The sequence below is a fragment of the Dehalococcoidia bacterium genome (genome assembly GCA_025054935.1).
In the GTDB taxonomy this organism is placed as follows: domain Bacteria; phylum Chloroflexota; class Dehalococcoidia; order SpSt-223; family SpSt-223; genus JANWZD01.
In genome coordinates, this window is record JANWZD010000011.1 from 84,975 (window position 1) to 106,234 (window position 21,260).

Below are 21,260 nucleotides of genomic sequence, written 5' to 3' on the forward strand. Positions count from 1 at the left end.
CGCCGTCCTCACCGCTGCGGGAGCGCGACCGGACCGAGGCGGACGCTTGTCGCGCCGTTTGCCGGGATCGGCCTGCCCGTGGCCGCGTCGATGACACCGACCACGATCGAGACAGCATCCACCCCTGCCGGCAGCGGGATCATCTCATACCCGTCGAGCACATACTCGCCGGCGCGCCAGCCGGTTGTCGGCGCCTCGCCGCCGTGAGGGCGGTGAGCGCGTGCAGCGACCACCCGGTCGCCAGCGAGAAGTTGGACGGACACGACCAAGTCGGGCAGGTCATCGCGCAAGGCGCGCCAAGAGAGCGTCAGGTCGAGCGCCATCCCCGGGCTGGTGACCACATCCGGATCGTAGCCGACCAGCTCGATCAGGTCGCCGAAGCGTGCTGCGGCCGGGCGCGCGATCTCGGGCGGCGCAAAGCGGCGCGGCCGGTCCACGATCGGGATGCTCCCAAGGACAAGGCTGCCCTCGTCGTCCTCCAGCCGCAGCGTGACCTCGCCGCTCGCCGTCGCGGGGATGACCACCTCGAGCGGGACGCGCTGTGGCCTCACGCTCGCGGGGACATCCTGCGGTGCGCCGGCGCGCTCCTCCACCGCAAGGGCGAAGCGCGTCGCCGGCCCCTGCCAGTAGACCGACACCCGCAGGCGCTCCCCGGGCCGGACGCGCTCGGCCGGCGCCTGCCAGCCGACCAGCGTGCCGCCAGCAAACGGGCGGTCGAGGCGGACGACGGGCGCGTCCGCCGGCAGCGGCAGCGGCGCAGCAAGCGCGAAGCGCAGCGCTGCCCGAGCGGGAAGCGTTGCGGTGCCGTCTTGGCGGTAGGCGGCAACGCGCAGTTCGTAGTCGCCGGCGGCAAGCGCGGCCGGCAGCGGCACAATGGCATACACCCGTTCCTCCGCCGGGCGCGGCCACGCCTCGGGCGGCCGGCCCGCTCCGTCGACGACGGGACGGTCGCTCTGCGCCACCGGCTGTCCTGCCAAATCGAAGACTTGAAACGACAGCCGGTCGGGCGCGCCCGCTGTTGCCGGCACAGTCACCGTCGCGGCGACAGCGAGCGCACTCTCGTCTGCCGAAAGCGCGACCGAGTCCACCCGCACCCGCACGAGACCAAAGTCGAGCGGCGCGCTCGGTCCGGCGAGCGCCGTCGGCGCGCCGATGAGCCGATAGTCGCGTCGTCGGGCACCGCCCGCGTCGCGCTCGTCGAGGCGCGTTCCAGCGGCGCGCAGCAGGTAGTCGACAACCTCGCGCGGATCGTCCGGTCCGAGGCGGGTCGGCGGGAAGTCGTAGACCTCGACCAGCCGTCCCGGCCAGCCGTCGCGCTGCAGCCAGGCGGCGGCCAGTTCTTCAGCGGCGAGGAGGGTGCCGCCCGACTGGCCAGTGAAGAGGTAGTCGAAGGCGCGGTAACTGAACGCTTCGCCGCGCGCCGGGTTGGCAAGCAGCAGGACGGCTCGCCCGTCGCGGGCAGCGTTGGCGGCCTTGGCGATGCGCGCGATCGGAACGCCGAAGGCACGCACGACCTCAGGGTGGTTCGCCCAGACGCGGAAATAGTCTTGCGCGGTCACCGCGCCGCTGATAGCGAGAAGCACCGCCGCTGCCCCGGCGAGCAGGTGCGGCTGGCGCATCCAGCGCGCCGCTAGCCGGCCGGCGTCCGCCATGCCGAGCGCGGCGAGCAGCATCGCCGGTGGCAGCGAGCCGATCGCCCGGCCGTAGTTCGGGTGTCCTTCGCGCGCAAGGATCGCCGGGAGCAGAAAGACGGCGAGCCAGAGCAGCAGCCACCGCTCGCCGCGGCGGGTGAACCGCGCCAGCGCCGCCCCGACGCCGAGGAGGAAGAACGGCAGGACTGCGAGGTCGAAGACACCGCGCCCCGGCAGCGACAGCACCCAGTTGCTCCCGCCATCGCCGACGAACATCGCGAGTGTGCCGACAACCGCCCGCTCAGGCGGCGGAGGAGGAACCGGCAAGGCGCGCTCGTTCTCAAACGGCAGCAGCTGGCCGATCCGGCTGAAGAACTCGTCGGGATGGATTGCGAAATAGACGCCGAGCGGCAGGGCGACGAGCGCCATGACCGCCACGAGCCGTGCCCAGCCGCCAAGCCGCGCCTGCGCGCTCGCCCGGTCGAAGAGGAGGTCGGCAGCGACGATGAGCGCTGCCAGCATGGGCACAATCCGTGCCGCGGTGTAGGTGTAGAAGGAGGCGCCAAGCGCCGCGCCGGCGGCTGCCCAGCCCCGCCGGTCGCCGTCATAGGCGCGCGCCAGCCACCAGCAGGCGATCACCAGGGCGAGGGGCAGCAAGATCGCCCGGAAGCCAATCCGGCTCCAGAAGAGATGCCAGAAGTTGACCGCCATCACCGCCGCGGCGAGGAGCGCGACAGCCCGCGCATCGGGCCGCGCTCGGAACAGCCGGAACGCCAGCGGCGCCGCCGCCGCGACGGTCAGCAGCCCGGCGGCAGCAGTCGGAAAGCGGATCGCGATCTCGTTGCGCCCAAAGAGGAACGAGCTTGCAGCGAGGAGGTACATCTCGGCCGGCTCGCGGCCGAAGTTGCCGGGAAACCAGAGGCGGAGATCGCCTTGGAGGATCTTCAGCCCGTCGACGGCGTCGTAGGCGACATCGTTATTGATACCCGGGGGGGCAGCGTCGAGTGCCGGCAGCCGCAGCAGCGCCGCGACGAGCAGGATGCCAATCAGGAGCCAGCGGTAGCTGCGCGGGGCTGGGGCTGACCGCGCGCCCGTCGCGGCCGCCGGCGAACTTGGCGTCACGCTTCCTCCCTCGGCTCCTGTCTCCGCGTCCGCACCACGGCCGCTCTCCTGCCAGTGCGGTGGATGTCTGGTCTGCCCCACGAGCGTCGGCTCCGAGTGAGGAAAGCGCGCGCTAGGTCGGCAAGGCGAGCTGCCAGCCGACGGTCTCGCTCGACCAGAAGAGGCTCGGGGTGTCGCGGGCGGCCACCTCCAAGCGGACGCCGGTGATACCTTCGCGGCGCAGGATGCTGCCGACAATGCGCTTGGCAAGCCGCGGCGAGTTATTGATCGCCGAGAGATGCGCCAGCCAGACTGTGCGCGGCCGCCCGTTCGCCGATCCGACGATCAGCCGGGCCGCTTCGAGGTTCGAAAGATGGCCGAGCGGAGAAAGGAGGCGCGCCTTTAGCGACTCCGCGTAGGGGCCGGTGCGCAAGGTGTCGTAGTCGTGGTTCGCCTCGAGGATGAGCAGGTCAGCTGCCGCCAGCGGCTCGTGGAGCGTCTCGGACGCCGTGCCGAGGTCGACGCAGTAGACGATCGTCCAGCCCCCCGACCGGATGAGAAAGCCTGAGGGCGCGGCAGCATCGTGCGGCACTGGAAACGAACTGACGTCGCAGTCCCCCACGGTTACCGTGGAGCCGAGCGCGAGCGGCTGGCGCCGGAAGGCCCCGACCATCGCTTCGGCGGCGTCGAGCGTCTTCGGGGCGGCGATCACTGGCGTGCCGTATCTGCGGGAGAAGGCTCCCACCCCAATCACGTGGTCGCTATGTTCATGGCTGAGCAGGATGGCATCTACCGCCTCAGGCGGAACGCCGCGGCCCGCAAGCGTGCTCGCCGCTGTCCGCGCCGTAATGCCGAGGTCAACGAGGAGGGTCGTCGTCGCCGATTGAACCAGCAGACAGTTGCCGCTCGACCCGGAGGCCAAGACCTTCGCGCTCAGCTGGCCCGGCGGGAGACGGGAGGGAACGGCGGTGAGCGTATCGGTGCGGGGCGTCACGTACTCCATTCCAAGCAAGAAGCGCCGGGCACGCGCGTACTCCTCGCCTCGCGGCGGTGTATGCGCTCGATTGTAGTGGACGCCCGGCGGGAACGCGGGCTGCTTAGCGGGCGAGCGCCAGCGGATTGAAGTTGGTCGTCCGGTCGAACGGGTCGCTCCCTTCGAGCCGCTTCAGGCGCGTGACGACCGCATACGTGAGCGGCGTCGCCAGCGCTTCATAAGCGCTCTTGAACCCCCAGTTCGTCAGAATGGTGAGGAAGAGCGCTTCGGCCGGGATGGTTCCCGCAAAAGCGATGAGGACGAAGAGCGTCGAATCGAGCCCCTGACCGACGATGGTGGAGGAGATCGTCCGTGTCCAGAGCCATCGTCCCTCAGTCGCGACCTTCAGCCGGGCGAGGACGTAGGAGTTCGCGAAGCTGCCCACGAGGTAGGCGAGCAGCGAGGCGAGGAGGAGCCGCGGCGTGTAGCCGAGGATCGCTTCGTACGCTGCTTGCGCTTCCCAAAACTCCGGCGCCGGGAGGACGCGCCCGATCGAGAAGACAACGACGGCCAGCAGGTTGCAGAGGAACCCGAGCCAGATGACCCGGCGCGCTGCCGCGTAGCCGTACACCTCGGTCAGGACATCGCCGACGAGGTAGCTTACCGGGAAGATAATGTTCCCAGCGTCCATCACGAGCGGACCGACGGCGATCAGCTTGACGGCCGCGATGTTCGCGGTGATCAAGCTGGAGACGAAGAGCGCGACGACGACGACGAAAGCAAAGGAGTACTGCGGGCGCATTTTCCCTCCCACTCCCACGGTGCCGGCGAAGGATAGCGCGTCACGGCAAGCGGAGGCGCGCGACAACAGGGTCTCCCATCGGGGGGATATCGCCTCCGGGACCGCGAACCGCCAGCCGGACGGCATACTCGCCGGGCGGCAGGCCAGCGGGGAGCGGCACATCCCGCTCGTCGAGAATGCGGTCGCCGGGCTGCCAGAAACTCGTTCGGTACCAGCCGTCGCCGGGATCGCCGCTCGTGCGCGAGACAATGCGTCCCCCGCTGTCGATAAGCTCGACGGTCACCTCGCGGTCATGCCAGCGCAGCCCGCCGGACCACGATGCCCGCCAGTAGAGGTAGATCCCGAGGTCGTCAGGATACCGCTCCACGCGGATGCCGGCGAGAACGAGATCGTTGCCGAAGCGAAGGTCGCGGCGCTCGGCACCTTCCGGCGGCCACGGTCCGTCCTTCCGCACGCGCAGCGGCCCAATGCGCACCGTCTCCCCGACGGGGCCCGCGTCGTCGCGCAGCGTCAGCTCCGCGAAGAGGTAGCCGGGCGCCGGGCTGTCGAGCGGCAGGTCGAGCGCGACCCGCTGTTCGCGCCACTCGCTCGCCGCAAGCACCGGACCGGCAGCGGGGAAGAGGACTGCGCGCTCGGTCACGGGTCGGAAACCCGAGGCGACAAGGCGCACCCTGCCCGTCAGGTCGCGCGGCTGCTCAAGCGGCCGCCACCAGAGGACGAGCGTTGTCTGCTCGCCGACGCGCGGCGTTTCGGGTTCGAAGCGGAAGCCGCCGAGCGCGAGGGCGTCGCCGAAGCGCGCATCAAGGGGGCTGAAAACAATGCCCGTGTCGCCAAGGGTTCGCGTCGGGGAAACGCCGCCGAGCGCCGCGAACAGCGCGGGGTTCTGGCGAGCGAGCACCTCGTAGCGGCCGTTGACGCCGAGCAAGATCCCGATGCCAACCGACACGCCGGCAAGCGCCCCAACGGCCGCATCGACGAGCCGGGGGTGGCGCGCTCCAGCGCGCAGCGCTGCCGCGCCGAGAAAGGCGACGAGCACTGCGAGCGGCGCGATGTCGCCGAGGTAGCGCGCCGTCACATATCGCTGGAGGAGGACGGGGAGGATCGCTGCGCCGGCAAGCGCTGCTAGGCCGGCGGCGGCGGCCAAGGCGCGACCGAACTGCTCCCGCTGCCGCCAGAGAGCGGCGAGGCCGAGCGGCGCGAGCAGGGCGAACGGCGTGGCGACCAGCAGCCCGACGACGGGCTCAGCGCGCAGCTCAGCCGGAAGGACGAGCGGACCGAGCGAGCGTCCCGGCGGCATCGCTGTGAGGAAGGGAAAGCGCTCAAGGAGGGCTGGCGGAGCGAAGAGAAAGAGGACGAGGTTCGGCAGGAGGTAGGCGAGCCCGAAAAACTGGTCGTAGCGCGCGACGAGGTCAAAACCAGCGAACTGGAAGCGAACGCCCGTCTCGACAACCGAGCCGAAACGCGCCCAGTTGTACCAGCCGAGCGCGAGGGCGCCGCCGGCGAGCGGCAGTCCGACCCCAAGTGCCGCGCGCGGCTGCCGCCTCCGCAGCAGCCACAGGATTGTCCCGCTGCCGAGCAGCAGCACGGCCGGCGCGAGCGAGAGGCGGGAGGCGGCCGCGAGCGCCCACGCGGCGCCGGCCGCCGGCCACCACCAAGGCGCGCGGAGCGCCCGGCCGGCGCAGACGAGGCCGGTCATCAGAAAGCACCCGCCAGCGAGGATCGCCGTCTCATAGACGGCGGGGCGGCTGAGCAGAGCAGGGAGAGGATAGGCAAGCCCGGCGACGAGGTAGGCGGCGACGAGGAAGAGCGGTGGCGTGCCGGGGAGGAGCCGGCGCAGCTGCAGCAGCGCCCCGCCGGTTGCCAACGTTAGGCCGAGGGCGAAGGGGAGGGCGAGCGCAGCGTCGGGGACATCGCGCACGTCTGCGAAGGGGGCGGCGAGCGCCAGCAGCGCGGCCGGCGCGGGACCGAAGTAGAGGTAGTACCGCCCGGCGTAATACACCGCGTCGAGCATCGGGTTGTACGGGAAGCGCTGGTCAGGGTCGTAGGGGTTGGCGAGGGCGGCGAGCGCCGTCGGCGGCAGCGTCCGCAGCGCGAGCTGACCGTGGGCGAAGGCGTCGGCTTGCTGGCCGAGGAATCCGGTTGTCCAGCGAAACTCGCGGTCGTCCAGCAGTCGGAACGTGCCCGCTGTTGCCACCGCAAGCTGGACCAGCGCTACCCCGACGACGAGGAGCGTGGCGCCGAGGCGAGCCATCATCCGCTGGCGAGGCGTTCGAAGCAGCGGTCGGTCTTCGCGGCAGCAATGAAGTCATTGAGATGGAGATTGCGGATGGCGTGGGTCCACCAGCTGACTGTGACCGACCGCGCCTCGAGGAGGAGGGTGGGATGGTGGCCTTCTTCCTCGGCAAGGGCGGCCACCGCGTTGGTAAATCGAACGGCGTCGGCGTAGCGGCGGAAGCGGAAGACGCGCTCAAGGCGCGGGATCCCGTCGCGCTCAACGATCGTCCAGCCGGGGATCTGCGGCAGGAGCGCGGCGATCTGCTCCGGCGTTACGGGCGGCGAGTCGGGGCGGCAGGCCACGCAACGGAGTTCGGTCAACGCAGTCATGGGCGTCTCCATTCCGATTATCGCTGCTCGATGGGGAAAAGTTGTGGAGAAACCGGGCAAGCATCATCTCGTCACGCCTGCCTGGATCGGTTAGCATCCGGACAACGGCGGCGGAGGACGAGGTCCGACATGTGTCGCGTGCTGGTAGTGGACGATGACCCGTCCGTGGTGGCGCTCTGCGTGTTCGCGCTTGAGTTTGAAGGGCATGAAGCAGTCGGCGTCACAAGCTTGCCGCAAGCGCTCGACGCCGCCCGCCGCGAGCCGTTTGATGTGCTTGTTGCCGATGTGCCCACGGCCGGCGATGCGCTCCTGAGGGAGGAGAACGCTGTCGCTCCGCTCCCCATCCTGCTGATCGCCGAAGATAGCGTCCGCCTGCTGCAGCTCCTCACGACAGCCAGCCGCAGCGATATCTATGGACTGGCCAAGCCGTTTGATATCGGCGAGTTTGTCGATGAAGTGCAGCGCCTTGCTCACGCTCGCGCTGCCTGAGCGGCATCCCTACCAGGCGGTTTCGGCACGCTCGAGCACGACCTGGTGATAGGTGCGGATGGTCTGCTGAGCGATCGCTGCCCAGGAGAAGCGGGTTTTTGCGGCGGCATACGCATTGGCGGCGCGCGCCTGCGACCACTCGGGATGGTTGAGGGTGTGGAGAATGCCCCACGCCAGCGAGTCGGGGTTATTGGGCGAGACGAGTATCCCCGTTTCATGATTGCGCACCACTTCGCTAAAGCCGCCGACATCGGAAGCAACGACGGGCGTTCTCGCCGCAAAGCCTTCAAGCGCGACGATACCGAACGGTTCATACAGGCTGGGAAATGCCGCGCAGTCGGCGACGACCAGCAGCTTGTCGCGCTCCTCATCCGGAATAAAGCCGGTGAAAATCATCTTTCCATCGAGCCCGAGTTCGCGGGCGCGTGCCCGCACGCTGTCGAGCATTCCTCCAGTCCCAGCGATGACAAATTTCACGTCGGGACGGCTCGAGATGACGCGAGGCGCAGCTTCGACCAGCACCTGCACCCCTTTCTCCCAGACAACCCGGCCGACGTTGAACACTAAGCGCTCCTGCGGCAGCGCCCAGCGTGCGCGAAACGCCGACAAATCGCAGGCCCGGAGCCGGTCAAAAGGGGTCGTGTCGATCCCGTTCGGAATGACATCGATCTTATCGGCCGGCGCGCCGAACGCGGTCTCGACCTCGTGGCACATAAATTCGGTGCAGGTGATCAGCCGCCATGCCTCATAGACGAGCCACCATTCGGCGTTGTGGATAGCGCGCTGGAGATCGGTCGAAAGAACGCCATGGTTGCGCCCCCATTCGGTCGCGTGAATGGTGGCGATGAGCGGGAGCTTGAACGCGTGCTTGAGTTCGATCGCCGCAAAGCTGACCAGCCAGTCGTGGGCGTGGACGAGCTGGAAGCCGCCGAGGGATTGGACAATGGCCCGCCCTTTGGCGGCGAGAACAACGTTCGTCTGCTGAGCGTCGTGAAAGAAGTCGCCGCTCCGGACGTCGGGGGGATCAACGCGGTAGACGGTCATCCGCGTCCCGACGCGCTCTTCGGGGACGCCGCCCGCCCAGCGGGGCGTGACGAGATGGATCTCGATCCCCGCGGCGTCGAGCGCCGGCGTCAGCTCGGAGACGTGCTTGCCGAGACCGCCGACAAGGTGCGGCGGGTATTCCCACGAGAGCATCAAGACGCGCATCAGGACCTCCGGTTGGAAGCGTGGGCGCGATGATCAGCCGGGCTGCGCCGTGATCGGGGAACGCTCGATCGACGGTCGGTTCGTCCAGCGGCCGAGAATGGTCTCAACCTCATCAGTCTGCCGGAAGCCGACCGAACGGTAGAGAGCTTGGGCGACGCGATTGGTCACTTGGGTTGTCAGCGCCACTTCCCGTGCCCCGCGCGCCGCGAGGTCGGCGAGCGCCCCCAGCAGCATGGCGCGCCCGAAGCCGCGGCCTTGGTCGGCGCGGCGCACTGCTAGGCGGTCCAGGTGGCCGCGCGCGCCCCGGACCGTTGACGACGCGTAGCTGACCAGCTCCTCGCCGACCCAGCCGGTCAGCACGGTCACTTCGGGCAGCGCCTCGTAGCGCTCAAAATCGTGGGGGTCGTTCCACCACAGCCACGGGAAGCTGGCGCGGTCGACCGCAATCAGGGCATCGAGATAGCGGGGCTGGTACGGCCGCAGTTCGAGCGGAGCGGGAGACGGCTCGGGCACGCGCAGCGGCGCGAGCACCATGGTCACAATCCGGTCGAGCTCGCTGAACCCGTGGCTCCGGTACCAGCGGCCATCCCGCCACACTTCACTGATGGACGGGACAACGGCTTGGACGCCCCGCTCGACGAATGCTGCTACGAGGCGTTCCACCAGCTGCTGGCTGTTCGCGCCTCGCGCCGCCAATTCGAGGACCGACCCGATCTCGCGGCGTCCGCGCCACCATCCTCCGACCACATACTCGCCGGTGGCGGGGATCCAGAACGATGGCGCATCGCTCGCGGCGAGCTGCCGCGCCAAGGAGGTGGTGTCGTAGTTCGACAGCCACGGGATCCGCAGAAGCGCGACATCAGCCGGTTCAAGCGGCAGGATGCGGTCGCTCATCATCGCTCCCGCTCCGTGTCGGCGGCGAGGCGGAGCAGCAGGCCGAGGAGCACGGAGTTGGTCAGGATCGAGCTGCCCCCATATGAGACGAACGGAAGCGTCACCCCCGTCAGCGGGAGCAGCCGCAACACCCCGCCGACGATAACCACCGTTTGGATGCCGATCACCGTCACCAGGCCAGCAGCAAGCAAGGCGGCAAAGGTCGTGCGTGACTGCAGCGCTATTCGGAAGCCCCGGCCGATGAACACCGCGTAGAGCGCCAGCAGCCCGAGCGTGAAAGCGAGCCCCGCCTCCTCGCCGATGGCGACGAGGATGAAGTCGGTATGCACGGCAGGCACATAGCCCGGCCGGCCGAGCCCGACCCCCGTTCCGAAGACCCCGCCCGAAGCAAGCGCAATCAGCGCTTGGATCGACTGCATCCCGACCCCGCTCGGTTGCCCCCAGGGGTCTAGCCACGCCACAACCCGGCTTTGGAAGACCGGCACAGTGTGATACGCGACCCACACCGCTGTCGCGAAGGCCGCTCCCGCGAACGCGAGGTAGAGCAGCCGGCCGCTCGCTACATAGAGCATGGCGACGAAGATACCAAAGAACAGCAGCGCTGCGCCCAAGTCGCGCTGGATGACCAGCAGCCCGACGGCAAGCCCCCACATCACCAGCAGCGGGATGAGATAGGGAATAGGCGGCAAGGGCAGCGGGCCGAGCCGATAGGAGCCGCGCGCAAGGATCGTGGCGTGCTCATCGAGATACGCGGCAAGGAAGATAACGAGCAGGACTTTGAGCAGCTCCGACGGCTGGAAGTAGATTCCCCCTGCGCCGAGCCAGAGCCGCGCTCCCGAGCCGTTCAGGTCCTGCCCAAAGAGGAACGTCAGCCCGACCAGGATCAGCCCGAGAGTGGCGATGCTGTATTTGAACTGGCGGAGCACGGAAAGGCGGCGCGTCAGAAAGAAGGTCGCTGCGGCGACAGCGAGGCCGAGCACAAGCCAGATCGTCTGGCGCATGCCAAATCCCGCGTCGAGCCGAGAGATGAAGACAAGGCCGATACTGCTCAGCGTCACGACGATCGGGAGCAGGAGCTGGTCGCCGCGCGTTCCCGCGATCGAAAGCGCGCTATGCACCGCGATTGCCGCGCCGAGATAGGCAAGCACCGGGACCATGGCGGCAGGGAGCACTTCCCCATTGCGCGCAGCGCTGGCAAGCGCGGCGCCGCAGAGCCCCACCGCTCCGCCCGTGAGGAGCAGCGCGATCTCGCGGCCGCGCCAACTGAGAGTCATCCGGCACGCTCCAATCGCAGTCGGACCCCGCCGAACTCGAGGAGATCGCCCGGCACGACGACGGTCGCTGTCCTGATGGGTCGACCGTTTACCCGCGTCCCGTTGGTCGAGCCGAGATCTTCCACCCACCACCGCCCATCGACCCGGCGCAGCAGCGCATGCCGGCTGGAAACGGTCTCATCCGGCAGGACAAGCCCGCTGCCCGGTGCGCGGCCGACGGTTGTCTCAGGGGAGAGGGGGAGGATCGCACCGCGCTTCAGCCCGCTGCGCGCGCCATCGACAACGCGCAGGATCGCCCCGGCTGTGCTCGTTCCGGATGCGCCGGCGCGGTTCTGGAGGTCGCGCCAGAGCAGGAACACGATTTGCGCCAAGAAGGCGTACAGCAGGACAACGAAAAGGAGGCGCAATCCAAGAATGCCCACGTCGGAAATCACGGACGCCGCTCCAGGCGAACCCGAAGGGCGGCCCGGCCGAGCCGTACCGAGTCCCCATCCTTCAGCCTCGCGGCGCCCGTCACTCGCCGTCCGTTGACGAACGTGCCGTTCGTGCTTTGGAGATCGACAATGACCAGTTTTCCGTCCGCTGCGCGCAGCTGCGCGTGGTAGCGGGAGACGGAGCGGTCGTCGAGCACGATGTCGTTGTCGAGCGCGCGGCCGAGGGCGGCTGGCAGCCGCTCGACGGGGAGAACACGGTCGCCGTGGTGAAGCGTCGCGCGCAGCGGGGACGGCGGCGGAGCCGGGCGTGACAGCGCGGCGGTTGGGCTCGGCTCGGGACCGAGGCGCTCCGGAAAAGCGCGGATTTCGCGCTTGCCCAAACCGGGCGCAATCGTGATCCGGACTGCCGGCCCGCTCCGTTCGCCTGGCCAACGCTCTTGGATGCGGGCGGCGGCATAGCGGCTGAGCTCGGTTTCGATCACAGCAGTGCGCCCGGCGAGCGCCCGCGCCGCCTCTTCAGCGACCTCGAGACGGAGCGCGGCCGGAGGCGGCGCGTCAGCGGCGAGGTCATCGAGCGCGCGGTCGATCGCCCGGGTCAGTTCGAGGGGATCGAGTTGGCCTCCAAGAAGCCGCGGCAAATCTTGCTCGAAGATGCGCTCGGCGAGGCGCTCGAAGTGAGCAAATGGATTCATGGCAGCGGTCTCGCGCGTCGCCCTCCTCTGTCTCGATTATAGGGTGGCTGCTGGTCTGTCCCCCCGCTGTTCGGCGGGACATGCGCCGGGAAGGACGACGTGCTGCCGCCGGTTGCCGACCGTCGCCAGCAGCCGTGCTATACTGGCCGTGCGGGGAACGGTGAGTTCACTGACCGATATCCAGGGCGAGCGTCCTGCAGCTGCCATGACGCCGCCGCGCCACATCATCGAGCGAGTCGCGCAGCGCGATCCCGCCGGCAAGGTCATCTTCGCTCATGAGAGCGAGGCGGAATTCGCCAAACTCCTCGATTTCTATCAGATCCGCTGGGAGTACGAGCCGCGGTCGTTCGCGATCGAATGGGATGAAACCGGCGCCGTGTCGCGCTATTTCACCCCAGACTTTTATCTCCCAGAGCTTGACCTGTACGTTGAGCTGACAACGCTCCGCCAGAAGCTCGTGACGAAGAAAAATCAAAAGCTCCGGCGCCTGCGCGAGCTGTACCCGGAGATCAGGATCAAGCTGTTCTACCGCCGCGACCTCAAAAGCTTGTTCGCCAAATACGGCCTGCGGCTTCCCCCGAATACTGCTGAGACGCCGTGAGCGCAGGGTCCCATGAACCGCCGAACGGCTATGTCCTCATCGGCGCGCCGCTCATCCAGCAGCGGGTGCGCGAATTAGGGAAGCAGATCGCTCGCGATTATGCCGACAAATGTCCGATCTTCATCGGCGTCCTGCGGGGGGTGGTGGTCTTTCTTGCCGATCTGTTGCGGGCGACAGATGGCCTGCTCTGCGAGCTGGATTTCATGGCGATCAGCTCATACGGCTCCGGCAGCGGGATAGTTCGGATCGAAAAGGACCTAGAGACAAGCATCGAAGGACGGCACGTCATTCTCGTTGAAGACATCGTCGATACCGGCCTGACGCTCCGCTTCATTCTTCGCAACCTTGAAGTTCGGCGCCCCGCCTCCCTCGTCGTCTGCACTCTTCTCGACAAGCAAGCGCATCGCCTCGTGCCGCTGCCGATCCGCTACACTGGCTTCTCGGTAGGGGACCGTTTCGTCGTCGGTTATGGGCTCGATGAGAGGCAGCGTTATCGCAACCTGCCCGACCTGTGGGTGATCGACGTCCCCTAGATCGTTCTGCGGTGGGCGGAGATGACAGCGAGCGCTGTCGGGGACCCATATTGCTTGCGCTGCGTTGAGGGGGGGCAATGGTCCGCACGACCCAACTGGTGGCAGCAGCATATCCAAAGAAGGAGGATGCCCAACGGGCGGCGAATGAGTTAAGGGCGCACGGGTTTGACGAACAGAGCGTTTCGCTGCTCTATACCGACACCGGCTCGACGATGAAAGCCGGCGCAATCGACGGCGCGATCTGGGGCGGCATTTTCGGCGGACTGTTTGGCCTGCTGTTCCCGCCGGTTGGGCTGATCGTCGCGGCGGGACCGATCCTCGGCATTCTTGGGGCGGGCGCAGCGGGCGCGGCGCTCGGCGCGGTCACCGTCGCCGGCCTCGAGGCGGTGATCGCGGCGCTCATCCAAGCTGGTCTGCCCGAGGAAACCGCTGCCCGCTTTGGTCAGATGGTCCACAAAGGGGATGCGCTTCTCGTCGTCCACGCCGCCACGCCCGAGCAGGCAGCGCTCGCCAAAGAGACCCTCGCCCGCCACAACCCGCGCGGTGACGACGCTCCCGACGGCGCGGGCGTTGTCGCTGTCGACGCGAAGCCGGCAGCGAGCTGATCGCCGCCGCGGCCGATATCAGGCTGCCCGGTTGCCGCTCGTCCCCCAGGCCCTGCGCCGCTCTGAGCGAGGGACGGCTCGGCCTTCTCTCCGCCGTTCTCTCTCTGTGCGCGGCGCGCGGCAACCCTGAGCAAAAGGACCGCGCCATCACCCCCGGCACGGGAGCGGGGCTAGCTGCGGACGGGATTGCCCGCCAGCCTGCAGCTGGCTCGCCATGACGGCTGTTTCTGTCCGGCCGCCGGCGACCGAAAGGCGCTGAGCCTGCAGCTCGCAAGGGCGGTGCTGGCGAGCGGCGGCGGGCAAGCCCCGCCCTGTCCCCCGTTGGGAGCCCCGCCGCGCTGGACATCGTTGCGAGCGTCGCGACAGCCGCATACGATCTGGGCGCTGCTTCCGCGCCGGACCGTGTCCATCGTGCGCGGCACTCGCAGCGGCGCGCAGCACCCCGGCCGGCGGGAGCTCCATCGCGCGGCGCTGCAATCAGGTGTCAGCGCGGCAGCCGCTGCGGAACGGGGCTACCCCACCGGCGCGGCCTTGGCGGCCCGGAGCGCGCTCTCGATGGTGGCAAAATCGTGCTCGGGCAGTTGGTGGACATTGCCTTGGAACGCCAACTGCCAATGCGCCGGCGGCCATTTCTTCACCCACTCGAGCTGAGGAAGCAGCGTCTCCGCCTTGACGAACTGGGCAGGCTCCAGGATGACGTCAGGACGGATTGGGAAGCGGAACGGATATTCCTCTTCCGCTTTCTTGCTCGACCAGATCGGCTCGTGGCTTTCGAAGTAGGGCCCGGTGGCGGTCGCAGTGCCGCCGAATGCCTGAAGGCCGGTCAGGTAGAACAGCACCCGATCGCCCGCCTGCACCAACTCAGCCTTCCTGCGATGGCGGCGTTTCATGCCGGCAAGGTCGAACCCGCGGGCGCGCGACACCTCGAAATTGGCAGCGGACGAGACAAGCATCCAATACCGCAGAGGCAACTCCTTCTCCCTAGGCTGGCGATGAGCGGAGCGGCGGCGAAGGCAGCGCCGCTTGCTCGCACGCTGCTGCCCGGCTGCTCCCCGCCCGTCGTCCGCCGCGTCGGAACAGCGCGAATTATATGGGGGCAGCCGGAGGAGGGGAACGCCTTGCGCTGGGGAAACAATTCCGCGCGCGGAGCGCAGGGCGCCGAGGGCGAGCCGGCGCGCCTCGGAAAGTGAGGCCGCGTTAGGCCGGCGGAGACGGGTCGGCTCGCGCGGAGCGGCTCGCTTCCGCTTCCTCAGTGTTGAGGACGATAGTAACCGGCCCGTCGTTGACGAGCGCAACCTGCATCATCGCGCCGAAGACGCCGGTTGCTGTGCGGATGCCGTGCGCGCGCAGGGCGTCGGCGAAGCGGTCAACAAGGGGGGCGGCGAGCTCCGGGGGGCCAGCACCGAGAAAGCTCGGGCGGCGCCCCCGCCGCGTATCTGCAAAGAGCGTGAACTGGCTGACAACCAGCGCCTCCCCTCCGATATCCAGGAGGGAGCGGTCAAACTTGCCCGCCTCGTTCGGAAAGATGCGGAGCGTGGCGATCTTTTCGGCGAAAGCGTCCGCGACCGCCGGCGTATCCGTTGCGGCGACCCCGAGCAGAATAAGGAGTCCTCGCCCGATCGCGCCGACAACGGTCCCATCGACGCTGACGCGCGCCTCGGTGACACGCTGAACGACGGCCCGCACCTCAGGCGGCGGATGCGGCCGTCTCCGACTTGCTCTCCGACGTCGAGTCGCTGGCGGCGCTGTCGCTGCTGGCGCCGTCGCTCCGGCTGCCGTTAGCGTAGTCGGTCTTGTAGAACCCGCTCCCCTTGAAGACAATGCCTGCGGGGAAGATGACCCGCCGGACTGGCGCGCCGCACTCGATGCAGGCGCTGAGGGGCGCGTCGGTGAAGCGCTGCTTCACTTCAAAGCGATGCCCGCCCGATTGACAGGCATATTCGTACATCGGCACGGTGGGCTACCCTCACACAGCCAAACTCAGGTTTCTGGCTGATTGTAGCGAAGCTGCTTCGAGGGCGACGTTGGCAGTGTGTTAGAAACGCGGCCGGGCGCCTGCCGGTTGCATCCAGCCTCCTACGCTATAATCCGGCGACCCAGACGGGGAACCGGACGATGCGGGTCGCAGTGACAGGAGGGAAAGGCCAGCTCGGGCGCCAGGTCTGTCGTGCCTTCGCCGAAGCGGGTTGGCAGGTGCTCGACCCCTTGCTTGACCGCCCTGCCCATGACATCGCGGACCTCGCGGTCGCCGGCACGATCGCCGCGATGCGCCCTGATCTCGTTGTCCACTGCGCCGCGATGACCGACGTCGATGGGTGCGCCCGGGACCCCGACGCTGCTCTGCGGGTGAATGCGCTCGGCACGCGCAATGTGGCGCTCGGAGCGCGCCGCGCCGGCGCAGCGATGGTGGCCATCTCCACCAACGAGGTGTTTTCTGGCACCGCTGACGCGCCCTACGACGAGTGGAGCCCTGTCGACCCGATCAATCCGTATGGCCGCTCGAAGGCGATCGGCGAGGCCTTCGTTCGCCAGCTCGTCCCCGAGTCCTACATCGTTCGCACGGCGTGGCTGTTCGGCCCGGGCGGGAACAACTTCGTCACCAAAATGATCGCGCGCGCCAAAGCCGGCCCGCTCACTGTCGTTTGCGATGAGATCGGCTCCCCGACCTACGCGCCTGATCTCGCGGACGCGCTCGTGGCGCTCGTTCGGACGGGTGCCTACGGCACATACCATCTCGTCAACGAGGGGGTTGCCAGTCGGCTTGAGTTTGCGGAGGCGATTTTCGCGCTCGCCGGGATCAGGGCAGAAGTGACGCCGACGACCTTGGCCCAGTGGTCGCGGCCGTCCCGCGTTCCTCCCTACACCCCGCTCCGCAATGTCGCCGGCGCTGCGCTCGGCATCCGCCTGCGGCCGTGGCGCGAGGCGCTCGCGGTGTATCTGGCTGTCGAGGCGGCGTGACAGTCGCAGCGTCCGTCATCATCCCGAACTGGAACGGCCGAGCCTACCTCCCGACGTGCCTCGGCGCCCTGGCGCGCCAGACACGGCAGGATTTCGAGACCATCCTCGTTGATGACGCCTCGACGGATGACAGCGTCCGCTATGTCGCGGAGGCATTTCCGTGGGTGCGGATCATCCGACTGCGCCGCAACGGCCATTTCGCGCGCGCTGTCAACCTCGGCATCTGCGCTGCGCGGTCGGAGGTGATCGTGCTGCTCAACAACGACACCGAGCCGGAGCCAGGGTGGCTGGAGGCGCTGCTGGCGGCGCTCGAGGCGCATCCTGAGGCCGGCATGGCGACGAGCAAGCTCCTCCTCTTCGACCGGCGGAATGTCCTGCACTCGGCGGGCGATCTCCTGCGGCTCGACGGCCGGCCGGGGAACCGAGGGGTATGGGAAGAAGATCGCGGTCAGTACGACGAGTCGCGCTGGGTGTTCGGCGCGTGCGGCGGCGCTGCCGCCTTCCGCCGGGCGATGCTCGAAGAGGTCGGGCTCTTCGATGAAGCGTTCACCGCGTATTGCGAAGATGTTGACCTCTCGTTCCGAGCGCAGCTGGCGGGGTATCGCTGCCGCTTTGTGCCGGAAGCGCGGGTGTATCATCGTCTCTCGGCGACCGGCGGCGGCCCCCGGGCGAGCTACCTCTGCGCCAAAAACATCATCAACGTGCTTGTCAAGAACATGCCCGCCGAATTGGCGCGCCGGCACTGGCCGAAGATCGTCTGGGCGCAGGCACGGCTGGCGTCTGAGGCGCTGCGCCACGCCCGGCAGCCGGCGGCGCGCGCGTGGCTGCGCGGCCAGCTGGCGGCGCTCGGCCAGCTGCCGACGATGCTCGCCAAACGCCGCCGCATCCAGGCGCGCCGCCGCGTTCCGATCGCGGCGATCGAGGCGCTGCTGGAGGCGGGATGACCGTCTTTCTTTCGGTCGTCATCCCCGCGTACAACGAGGAGGCGCGGATCGGAGTCGCCTTGGAAAAGGTGCGTGCCTACCTCGAGCATCAGCCCTACTCTTCAGAAGTGATTGTGGTTGAGAACGGCAGCACCGACCGGACGGCAGCGATCGTCGAAACGGCAGCGGCGCAGCCGGGCGTGCCAGTGCGCTTGCTGCGCCTCGACCGTGCCGGCAAGGGCCGTGCCGTGCGCGCCGGCATGCTCGCCGCTGTCGGCGAGTATCGCTTCTTTGCCGATGCCGACTTGTCGATGCCGATCGAGCAACTCGCGCGCTTCTTGCCCCCGGCAATCGGCGCGGCGGACCTCGCCATCGGCTCGCGGGAAGCGCCAGGCGCGCGCCGGATCGGCGAACCGGCGTATCGCCATATCATGGGGCGCGTCTACAACCTGATCATCCGCCTCGTCGCGGTCAACGGCTTCGACGACACGCAGTGCGGCTTCAAGATGTTCCGGGGCGAAGCAGCCGACTGGCTCTTCCGCCATCAGCTGATCGACGGCTGGGCGTTCGACATCGAGTTGTTGCTGCTGGCGAAGCGGCGCGGCTACCGGATCGTTGAGGTGCCGATCGACTGGTATCACGGTGAGCAGAGTAAGGTGCGGCCGGTGCGCGATACCGTGACGATGCTGGGCGAGACCCTGAAGATTCGGCTGAATGTCCTGCGCGGCCGTTATCCGGCTCGCGAGCAGAGTACCAGTCCTGGCGCGCAGTGACCACCCCCACCGGCCGGCAATGACGGCGCCTCTGCTGCGAGTGGGGCTGGCAGCCATCGTCGTCTGGCAGCTCAGCGTCGGCTCGCTCTACGCCTTCGCCGTTCCGCCGTGGCAGGCGCCGGACGAGCCCGCCCACTTCAACTATGCGCGCCACGTAGCGCAGACGGGCACGCTCCCGGTGCTGCAAGTCGGCGACTACGACGGACCGTATCTCGACCTGCTCAAGGCGAGCCGCTTTCCGCCCGCGCTCCCGATCGATGGAGTGCGCTACGAAGGGCACCAACCGCCGGCGTACTATGTGCTCGCGGCGCCGCTGACCGCGCTTGCTGGCGCCGCCGACCCGCGCCCGGTCCGCTTGCTCTCGGTGGCGCTCGGGGCGCTGCTTGTCCTCCTCGTCTTTGCCATCGTCCGCACGCTCCTGCCGGCGCGGCCAGACCTCGCCCTGCTCGCGGCCGCGCTGCCCGCTGTTATCCCGCAGCATCTGGCGATTTTCGCCTCGGTCAGCAACGACGCCCTCGCCTCGGTGGCAGTCGCGCTCGCGCTGCTGCTCACGCTGCGCCTCCTCGCTCAGCGCCAGCGGGCGGGGGAGCCGCCCACGCCTCGCCAAGCGGTGGCGCTGGGGCTGGCGCTCGCGCTCTGCCTGCTGACCAAGGTGACGGCCTACGTCGCGCTCCCGCTGGCGCTCGCTGGTCTGCTCTGGGCGGGAGGGCGGCGACGGACGCTCGCGCTCGCGCTGGCACCGCCGCTGGGAGCCGGGCTGTTCTGGGCGGGACGCAACATCGCGCTCTACGGTCCGCTCGACCCGCTTGGCCTCGCCCGCCACGACGCCGTTGTCGCCGGACAGCCGCTCACGGGCGCGTTCACGCTTGCGACCGTGCGGACGCTCATTGGGGTCGGCTTCCAGAGCTTCTGGGGCCAGTTCGGCTGGATGGGCGTCCTGATGGATGGCTGGGTATACGGCCTGCTCTGGGCGGGAACGCTGCTTGCCCTGCTCGGCCTCCTCGCGTTCGCTCGCGATCTGCAGCGCGGCCGCGTTGTGGTTGACTGTGCCGCTCGGCAGGGGCTGGTGGTGCTCGGACTGCTGTTTGTCCTCGTCGTCGCCGGCTTTCTCTGGTACAACCTGCGCTACCTGCAGCCGCAGGGACGCTATCTGTTTGCCGCCATGCCGACGATCGCCCTTGCGCTCGCCATCGGTCTGCGCTGGGTCTTCTCGGAGCGCTGGGGGGCGCTGCCGCTCGGGGCCGTTTACGGCGGCCTCGCTGTGCTCGACCTCTATGCCCTCTGGCGCTACATCCTCCCCCAGCTTGCCGGCTGATGGCGTCAGGAGCCGAGCGCGCGGGGCGTCCCCAAGAGCCGGCGGGCAGACACGTCTTTCCGCCTGCGCGCTCGCTGGTTCCGGCCTTCGCCCTCCTGCGCGCCGTAGATCGTGCCTCCGCGCTGCCGCCCCCTGCGCGAACCAGGCTTCGCGCTCCTGCCGTTCGTTCGCCTCGAGCACGCCGCGATTGCGCCGTCCACGGTAAGTGCCTGCGCTCGGTTGGTATACTGCGGAAAAACCCTGCGCGGAGCGAACGCGATGCAGACTACCCCACACCTCACTCTGGCAGGCGCTCTCTTGCCTCGGGCTGGCGTGGCGACCAAGGCCGCCCTCGCTGTCCTTTTTTCCGTACTGATTGCGATCTCGGCCCAAGTGAGCTTTGAGATCGGCCCGGTGCCGATCACCCTCCAGACCTTGATGGTGCTGCTGACTGGGGCGCTGCTTGGCAGCCGGCTCGGCGCGCTCGCGGTTGCGCTCTATCTCGCGGAAGGGCTCGCCGGCCTGCCGGTCTTCGCCGGCGGAAACAGCGCTTGGAGCGTGGCGCGCACTGGCGGTCCCTACATTCTTGGCAGCACTGCCGGCTATCTCGTCGGCTTCGTCGCGGCTGCCTTTCTTGTCGGCTGGCTCGCCGAGCGCGGCTGGACGCGCACTGTTCTCTTGACCGCCCTCGCAATGGTGCTCGGCAACCTAGTCATCTACGCCCTCGGCCTGCTCAACCTCGCGCGCTTCGTTCCGCCGCCAACGCTGTTCGCCGTTGGGCTGCTGCCCTTCCTGCCGGGCGACGCGATCAAAATTGCGGTCGCGGTGGCGCTCCTGCCGGGGGGCTGGAAGCTGCTCGAGGCGGTAGGACTTCACCCGCGCCGCTGAGACCGTGACGCGCCCGCCGGCGCGCCGCGATGTTTCGAGCGGTCGCCGGCGGCCTACTCGGCGGTGTCACGGCGGCGCTGCCGCGTCGGGAGACGAGGCGGGGTCTCGGAGCGGTCGGCCGTTGGCGGTGCCGCCCCGGTGCCGCTGAGACGATAGGCACGCTCAAGACGACGGGCAACGGTCAGGATCGCGAAGGTCAGCAGCGTCGCCGCCACCGCGATCAGATAGAGTCCCGCGCTGGCAGCCAGGCCCACCGCGGCCATCATCCAGACACTGGCGGCGGTGGTGACGCCGATAATGCCGCGCCGGTCGCGGATGATGGCCGCCGCTCCGAGGAAGCCGACCCCCACCACAACCTGCGCGGCAACCCGGCCCGGGTCCTCGAACCCGTTGCCGCTCGCCCGAAAGCCGACGATCGAAACGATGCCGAAGAGGGCAGCGCCGGAGGAGACGAGCATGAAGGTGCGCAGCCCCGCCGGCCGGTCGCGCCGCTCGCGGTCGAAGCCGACGAGGGCGCCGCATGCCGCCGCTACGAGAAGCCGCGCGATCAGTTCCAGCTCGCTCGGCGCGCTCATGGTCCTC

The 21,260-nt window shown here is 68.6% G+C and carries 23 protein-coding genes; 9 read left to right on the plus strand and 14 right to left on the minus strand.

Going from position 1 to position 21,260, the window contains the following annotated elements:
* Positions 1-8: 8 nt before the first annotated feature.
* From NZ773_12195 to NZ773_12215, 5 genes are all read right to left on the minus strand, one after another.
* Positions 9-2,753 (minus strand): glycosyltransferase family 39 protein, encoded by a 2,745-nt coding sequence (locus tag NZ773_12195; GenBank protein MCS6802684.1) that lies wholly within the window; start codon positions 2,751-2,753, stop codon positions 9-11.
* Positions 2,754-2,865: 112 nt separating this feature from the next.
* Positions 2,866-3,735 carry an MBL fold metallo-hydrolase gene (locus NZ773_12200; protein ID MCS6802685.1) on the minus strand — a complete coding sequence of 290 codons (870 nt, stop codon included), beginning with the start codon at positions 3,733-3,735 and terminating at the stop codon, positions 2,866-2,868.
* Positions 3,736-3,829: 94 nt separating this feature from the next.
* A complete protein-coding gene (locus NZ773_12205) occupies positions 3,830-4,507 on the minus strand; it encodes a queuosine precursor transporter (GenBank protein MCS6802686.1) in 678 nt (225 codons plus the stop codon).
* Positions 4,508-4,547: 40 nt separating this feature from the next.
* Entirely contained in the window at positions 4,548-6,761 is a 2,214-nt protein-coding gene (locus NZ773_12210) for a hypothetical protein (protein ID MCS6802687.1), read from the minus strand.
* On the minus strand, positions 6,758-7,111 hold the full coding sequence (locus tag NZ773_12215) for a 4a-hydroxytetrahydrobiopterin dehydratase (protein ID MCS6802688.1): 354 nt from the start codon (positions 7,109-7,111) through the stop codon (positions 6,758-6,760). The genes NZ773_12210 and NZ773_12215 overlap by 4 nt, the downstream gene beginning before the upstream one ends.
* A 129-nt stretch (positions 7,112-7,240) precedes the next feature.
* Between NZ773_12215 and NZ773_12220 the strand changes: the two genes are divergently transcribed.
* Positions 7,241-7,600, plus strand: a complete 360-nt coding sequence (locus NZ773_12220; GenBank protein ID MCS6802689.1) for a hypothetical protein — start codon at positions 7,241-7,243, stop codon at positions 7,598-7,600.
* A 9-nt stretch (positions 7,601-7,609) separates the two neighbouring features.
* On the opposite strand, the gene NZ773_12225 is transcribed toward NZ773_12220, so the two are convergent.
* Genes NZ773_12225 through NZ773_12245 form a run of 5 tightly spaced genes read right to left on the minus strand, consistent with a single transcriptional unit; the run spans position 7,610 to position 12,103 of the window.
* The gene (locus NZ773_12225; protein ID MCS6802690.1) at positions 7,610-8,809 is read right to left on the minus strand and encodes a glycosyltransferase family 4 protein; all 1,200 of its coding nucleotides are present in this window, start codon (positions 8,807-8,809) and stop codon (positions 7,610-7,612) included.
* Positions 8,810-8,842: 33 nt separating this feature from the next.
* Positions 8,843-9,706 (minus strand): GNAT family N-acetyltransferase, encoded by an 864-nt coding sequence (locus NZ773_12230; GenBank protein ID MCS6802691.1) that lies wholly within the window; start codon positions 9,704-9,706, stop codon positions 8,843-8,845.
* The gene (locus tag NZ773_12235) at positions 9,703-10,977 is read right to left on the minus strand and encodes an FtsW/RodA/SpoVE family cell cycle protein (protein ID MCS6802692.1); all 1,275 of its coding nucleotides are present in this window, start codon (positions 10,975-10,977) and stop codon (positions 9,703-9,705) included. Before NZ773_12235 ends, NZ773_12230 begins: the two co-directional genes overlap by 4 nt.
* Positions 10,974-11,411, minus strand: a complete 438-nt coding sequence (locus NZ773_12240; protein ID MCS6802693.1) for an FHA domain-containing protein — start codon at positions 11,409-11,411, stop codon at positions 10,974-10,976. The genes NZ773_12235 and NZ773_12240 overlap by 4 nt, the downstream gene beginning before the upstream one ends.
* The gene (locus NZ773_12245; protein ID MCS6802694.1) at positions 11,408-12,103 is read right to left on the minus strand and encodes an FHA domain-containing protein; all 696 of its coding nucleotides are present in this window, start codon (positions 12,101-12,103) and stop codon (positions 11,408-11,410) included. Before NZ773_12245 ends, NZ773_12240 begins: the two co-directional genes overlap by 4 nt.
* Positions 12,104-12,251: 148 nt before the next feature.
* Between NZ773_12245 and NZ773_12250 the strand changes: the two genes are divergently transcribed.
* The 3 genes from NZ773_12250 to NZ773_12260 all read left to right on the plus strand — a co-directional run bounded on the left by NZ773_12250 (position 12,252) and on the right by NZ773_12260 (position 13,842).
* Positions 12,252-12,704 carry a hypothetical protein gene (locus tag NZ773_12250; GenBank protein ID MCS6802695.1) on the plus strand — a complete coding sequence of 151 codons (453 nt, stop codon included), beginning with the start codon at positions 12,252-12,254 and terminating at the stop codon, positions 12,702-12,704.
* Positions 12,701-13,237, plus strand: a complete 537-nt coding sequence (gene hpt, locus NZ773_12255) for a hypoxanthine phosphoribosyltransferase (protein MCS6802696.1) — start codon at positions 12,701-12,703, stop codon at positions 13,235-13,237. Before NZ773_12250 ends, hpt begins: the two co-directional genes overlap by 4 nt.
* A gap of 77 nt (positions 13,238-13,314) precedes the next feature.
* Entirely contained in the window at positions 13,315-13,842 is a 528-nt protein-coding gene (locus tag NZ773_12260; GenBank protein ID MCS6802697.1) for a hypothetical protein, read from the plus strand.
* A 512-nt stretch (positions 13,843-14,354) separates the two neighbouring features.
* Here the strand turns inward: NZ773_12260 and NZ773_12265 are convergent.
* From NZ773_12265 to NZ773_12275, 3 genes are all read right to left on the minus strand, one after another.
* A complete protein-coding gene (locus NZ773_12265; GenBank protein MCS6802698.1) occupies positions 14,355-14,795 on the minus strand; it encodes an EVE domain-containing protein in 441 nt (146 codons plus the stop codon).
* Positions 14,796-15,039: 244 nt separating this feature from the next.
* Positions 15,040-15,528 (minus strand): D-aminoacyl-tRNA deacylase, encoded by a 489-nt coding sequence (gene dtd, locus NZ773_12270; protein MCS6802699.1) that lies wholly within the window; start codon positions 15,526-15,528, stop codon positions 15,040-15,042.
* A 1-nt stretch (position 15,529) separates the two neighbouring features.
* Complete coding sequence (locus NZ773_12275; protein MCS6802700.1) at positions 15,530-15,796, minus strand: zinc ribbon domain-containing protein; 267 nt, start codon at positions 15,794-15,796, stop codon at positions 15,530-15,532.
* A 161-nt stretch (positions 15,797-15,957) separates the two neighbouring features.
* Between NZ773_12275 and rfbD the strand changes: the two genes are divergently transcribed.
* The 5 genes from rfbD (at position 15,958) to NZ773_12300 (ending at position 20,678) form a co-directional block, all read left to right on the plus strand.
* Positions 15,958-16,800 carry a dTDP-4-dehydrorhamnose reductase gene (gene rfbD, locus NZ773_12280; GenBank protein MCS6802701.1) on the plus strand — a complete coding sequence of 281 codons (843 nt, stop codon included), beginning with the start codon at positions 15,958-15,960 and terminating at the stop codon, positions 16,798-16,800.
* Entirely contained in the window at positions 16,797-17,744 is a 948-nt protein-coding gene (locus NZ773_12285) for a glycosyltransferase family 2 protein (GenBank protein ID MCS6802702.1), read from the plus strand. Before rfbD ends, NZ773_12285 begins: the two co-directional genes overlap by 4 nt.
* Positions 17,741-18,496, plus strand: coding sequence for a glycosyltransferase family 2 protein (locus tag NZ773_12290; protein ID MCS6802703.1), 756 nt, complete (start codon positions 17,741-17,743; stop codon positions 18,494-18,496). Before NZ773_12285 ends, NZ773_12290 begins: the two co-directional genes overlap by 4 nt.
* Positions 18,497-18,515: 19 nt before the next feature.
* The gene (locus NZ773_12295) at positions 18,516-19,811 is read left to right on the plus strand and encodes a DUF2142 domain-containing protein (protein MCS6802704.1); all 1,296 of its coding nucleotides are present in this window, start codon (positions 18,516-18,518) and stop codon (positions 19,809-19,811) included.
* A gap of 312 nt (positions 19,812-20,123) precedes the next feature.
* Positions 20,124-20,678 carry a biotin transporter BioY gene (locus NZ773_12300; GenBank protein MCS6802705.1) on the plus strand — a complete coding sequence of 185 codons (555 nt, stop codon included), beginning with the start codon at positions 20,124-20,126 and terminating at the stop codon, positions 20,676-20,678.
* A 53-nt stretch (positions 20,679-20,731) separates the two neighbouring features.
* On the opposite strand, the gene NZ773_12305 is transcribed toward NZ773_12300, so the two are convergent.
* Positions 20,732-21,253 (minus strand): MgtC/SapB family protein, encoded by a 522-nt coding sequence (locus tag NZ773_12305; GenBank protein MCS6802706.1) that lies wholly within the window; start codon positions 21,251-21,253, stop codon positions 20,732-20,734.
* Positions 21,254-21,260 lie beyond the last annotated feature (7 nt).

Excerpts from the sequence above, each read along its gene's own strand:
- NZ773_12235 (MCS6802692.1), bottom strand. The coding sequence starts at position 10,977 with ATGACTCTCAGTTGGCGCGGCCGCGAGATCGCGCTGCTCCTCACGGGC.
- NZ773_12290 (MCS6802703.1), top strand. The coding sequence starts at position 17,741 with ATGACCGTCTTTCTTTCGGTCGTCATCCCCGCGTACAACGAGGAGGCG.
- NZ773_12295 (MCS6802704.1), top strand. The coding sequence starts at position 18,516 with ATGACGGCGCCTCTGCTGCGAGTGGGGCTGGCAGCCATCGTCGTCTGG.
- NZ773_12265 (MCS6802698.1), bottom strand. The coding sequence starts at position 14,795 with ATGCTTGTCTCGTCCGCTGCCAATTTCGAGGTGTCGCGCGCCCGCGGG.
- NZ773_12205 (MCS6802686.1), bottom strand. The coding sequence starts at position 4,507 with ATGCGCCCGCAGTACTCCTTTGCTTTCGTCGTCGTCGTCGCGCTCTTC.
- rfbD (MCS6802701.1), top strand. The coding sequence starts at position 15,958 with ATGCGGGTCGCAGTGACAGGAGGGAAAGGCCAGCTCGGGCGCCAGGTC.
- NZ773_12210 (MCS6802687.1), bottom strand. The coding sequence starts at position 6,761 with ATGATGGCTCGCCTCGGCGCCACGCTCCTCGTCGTCGGGGTAGCGCTG.
- NZ773_12305 (MCS6802706.1), bottom strand. The coding sequence starts at position 21,253 with ATGAGCGCGCCGAGCGAGCTGGAACTGATCGCGCGGCTTCTCGTAGCG.
- NZ773_12215 (MCS6802688.1), bottom strand. The coding sequence starts at position 7,111 with ATGACTGCGTTGACCGAACTCCGTTGCGTGGCCTGCCGCCCCGACTCG.
- NZ773_12230 (MCS6802691.1), bottom strand. The coding sequence starts at position 9,706 with ATGATGAGCGACCGCATCCTGCCGCTTGAACCGGCTGATGTCGCGCTT.
- NZ773_12225 (MCS6802690.1), bottom strand. The coding sequence starts at position 8,809 with ATGCGCGTCTTGATGCTCTCGTGGGAATACCCGCCGCACCTTGTCGGC.
- NZ773_12245 (MCS6802694.1), bottom strand. The coding sequence starts at position 12,103 with ATGAATCCATTTGCTCACTTCGAGCGCCTCGCCGAGCGCATCTTCGAG.
- NZ773_12200 (MCS6802685.1), bottom strand. The coding sequence starts at position 3,735 with ATGGAGTACGTGACGCCCCGCACCGATACGCTCACCGCCGTTCCCTCC.
- NZ773_12220 (MCS6802689.1), top strand. The coding sequence starts at position 7,241 with ATGTGTCGCGTGCTGGTAGTGGACGATGACCCGTCCGTGGTGGCGCTC.
- NZ773_12260 (MCS6802697.1), top strand. The coding sequence starts at position 13,315 with ATGGTCCGCACGACCCAACTGGTGGCAGCAGCATATCCAAAGAAGGAG.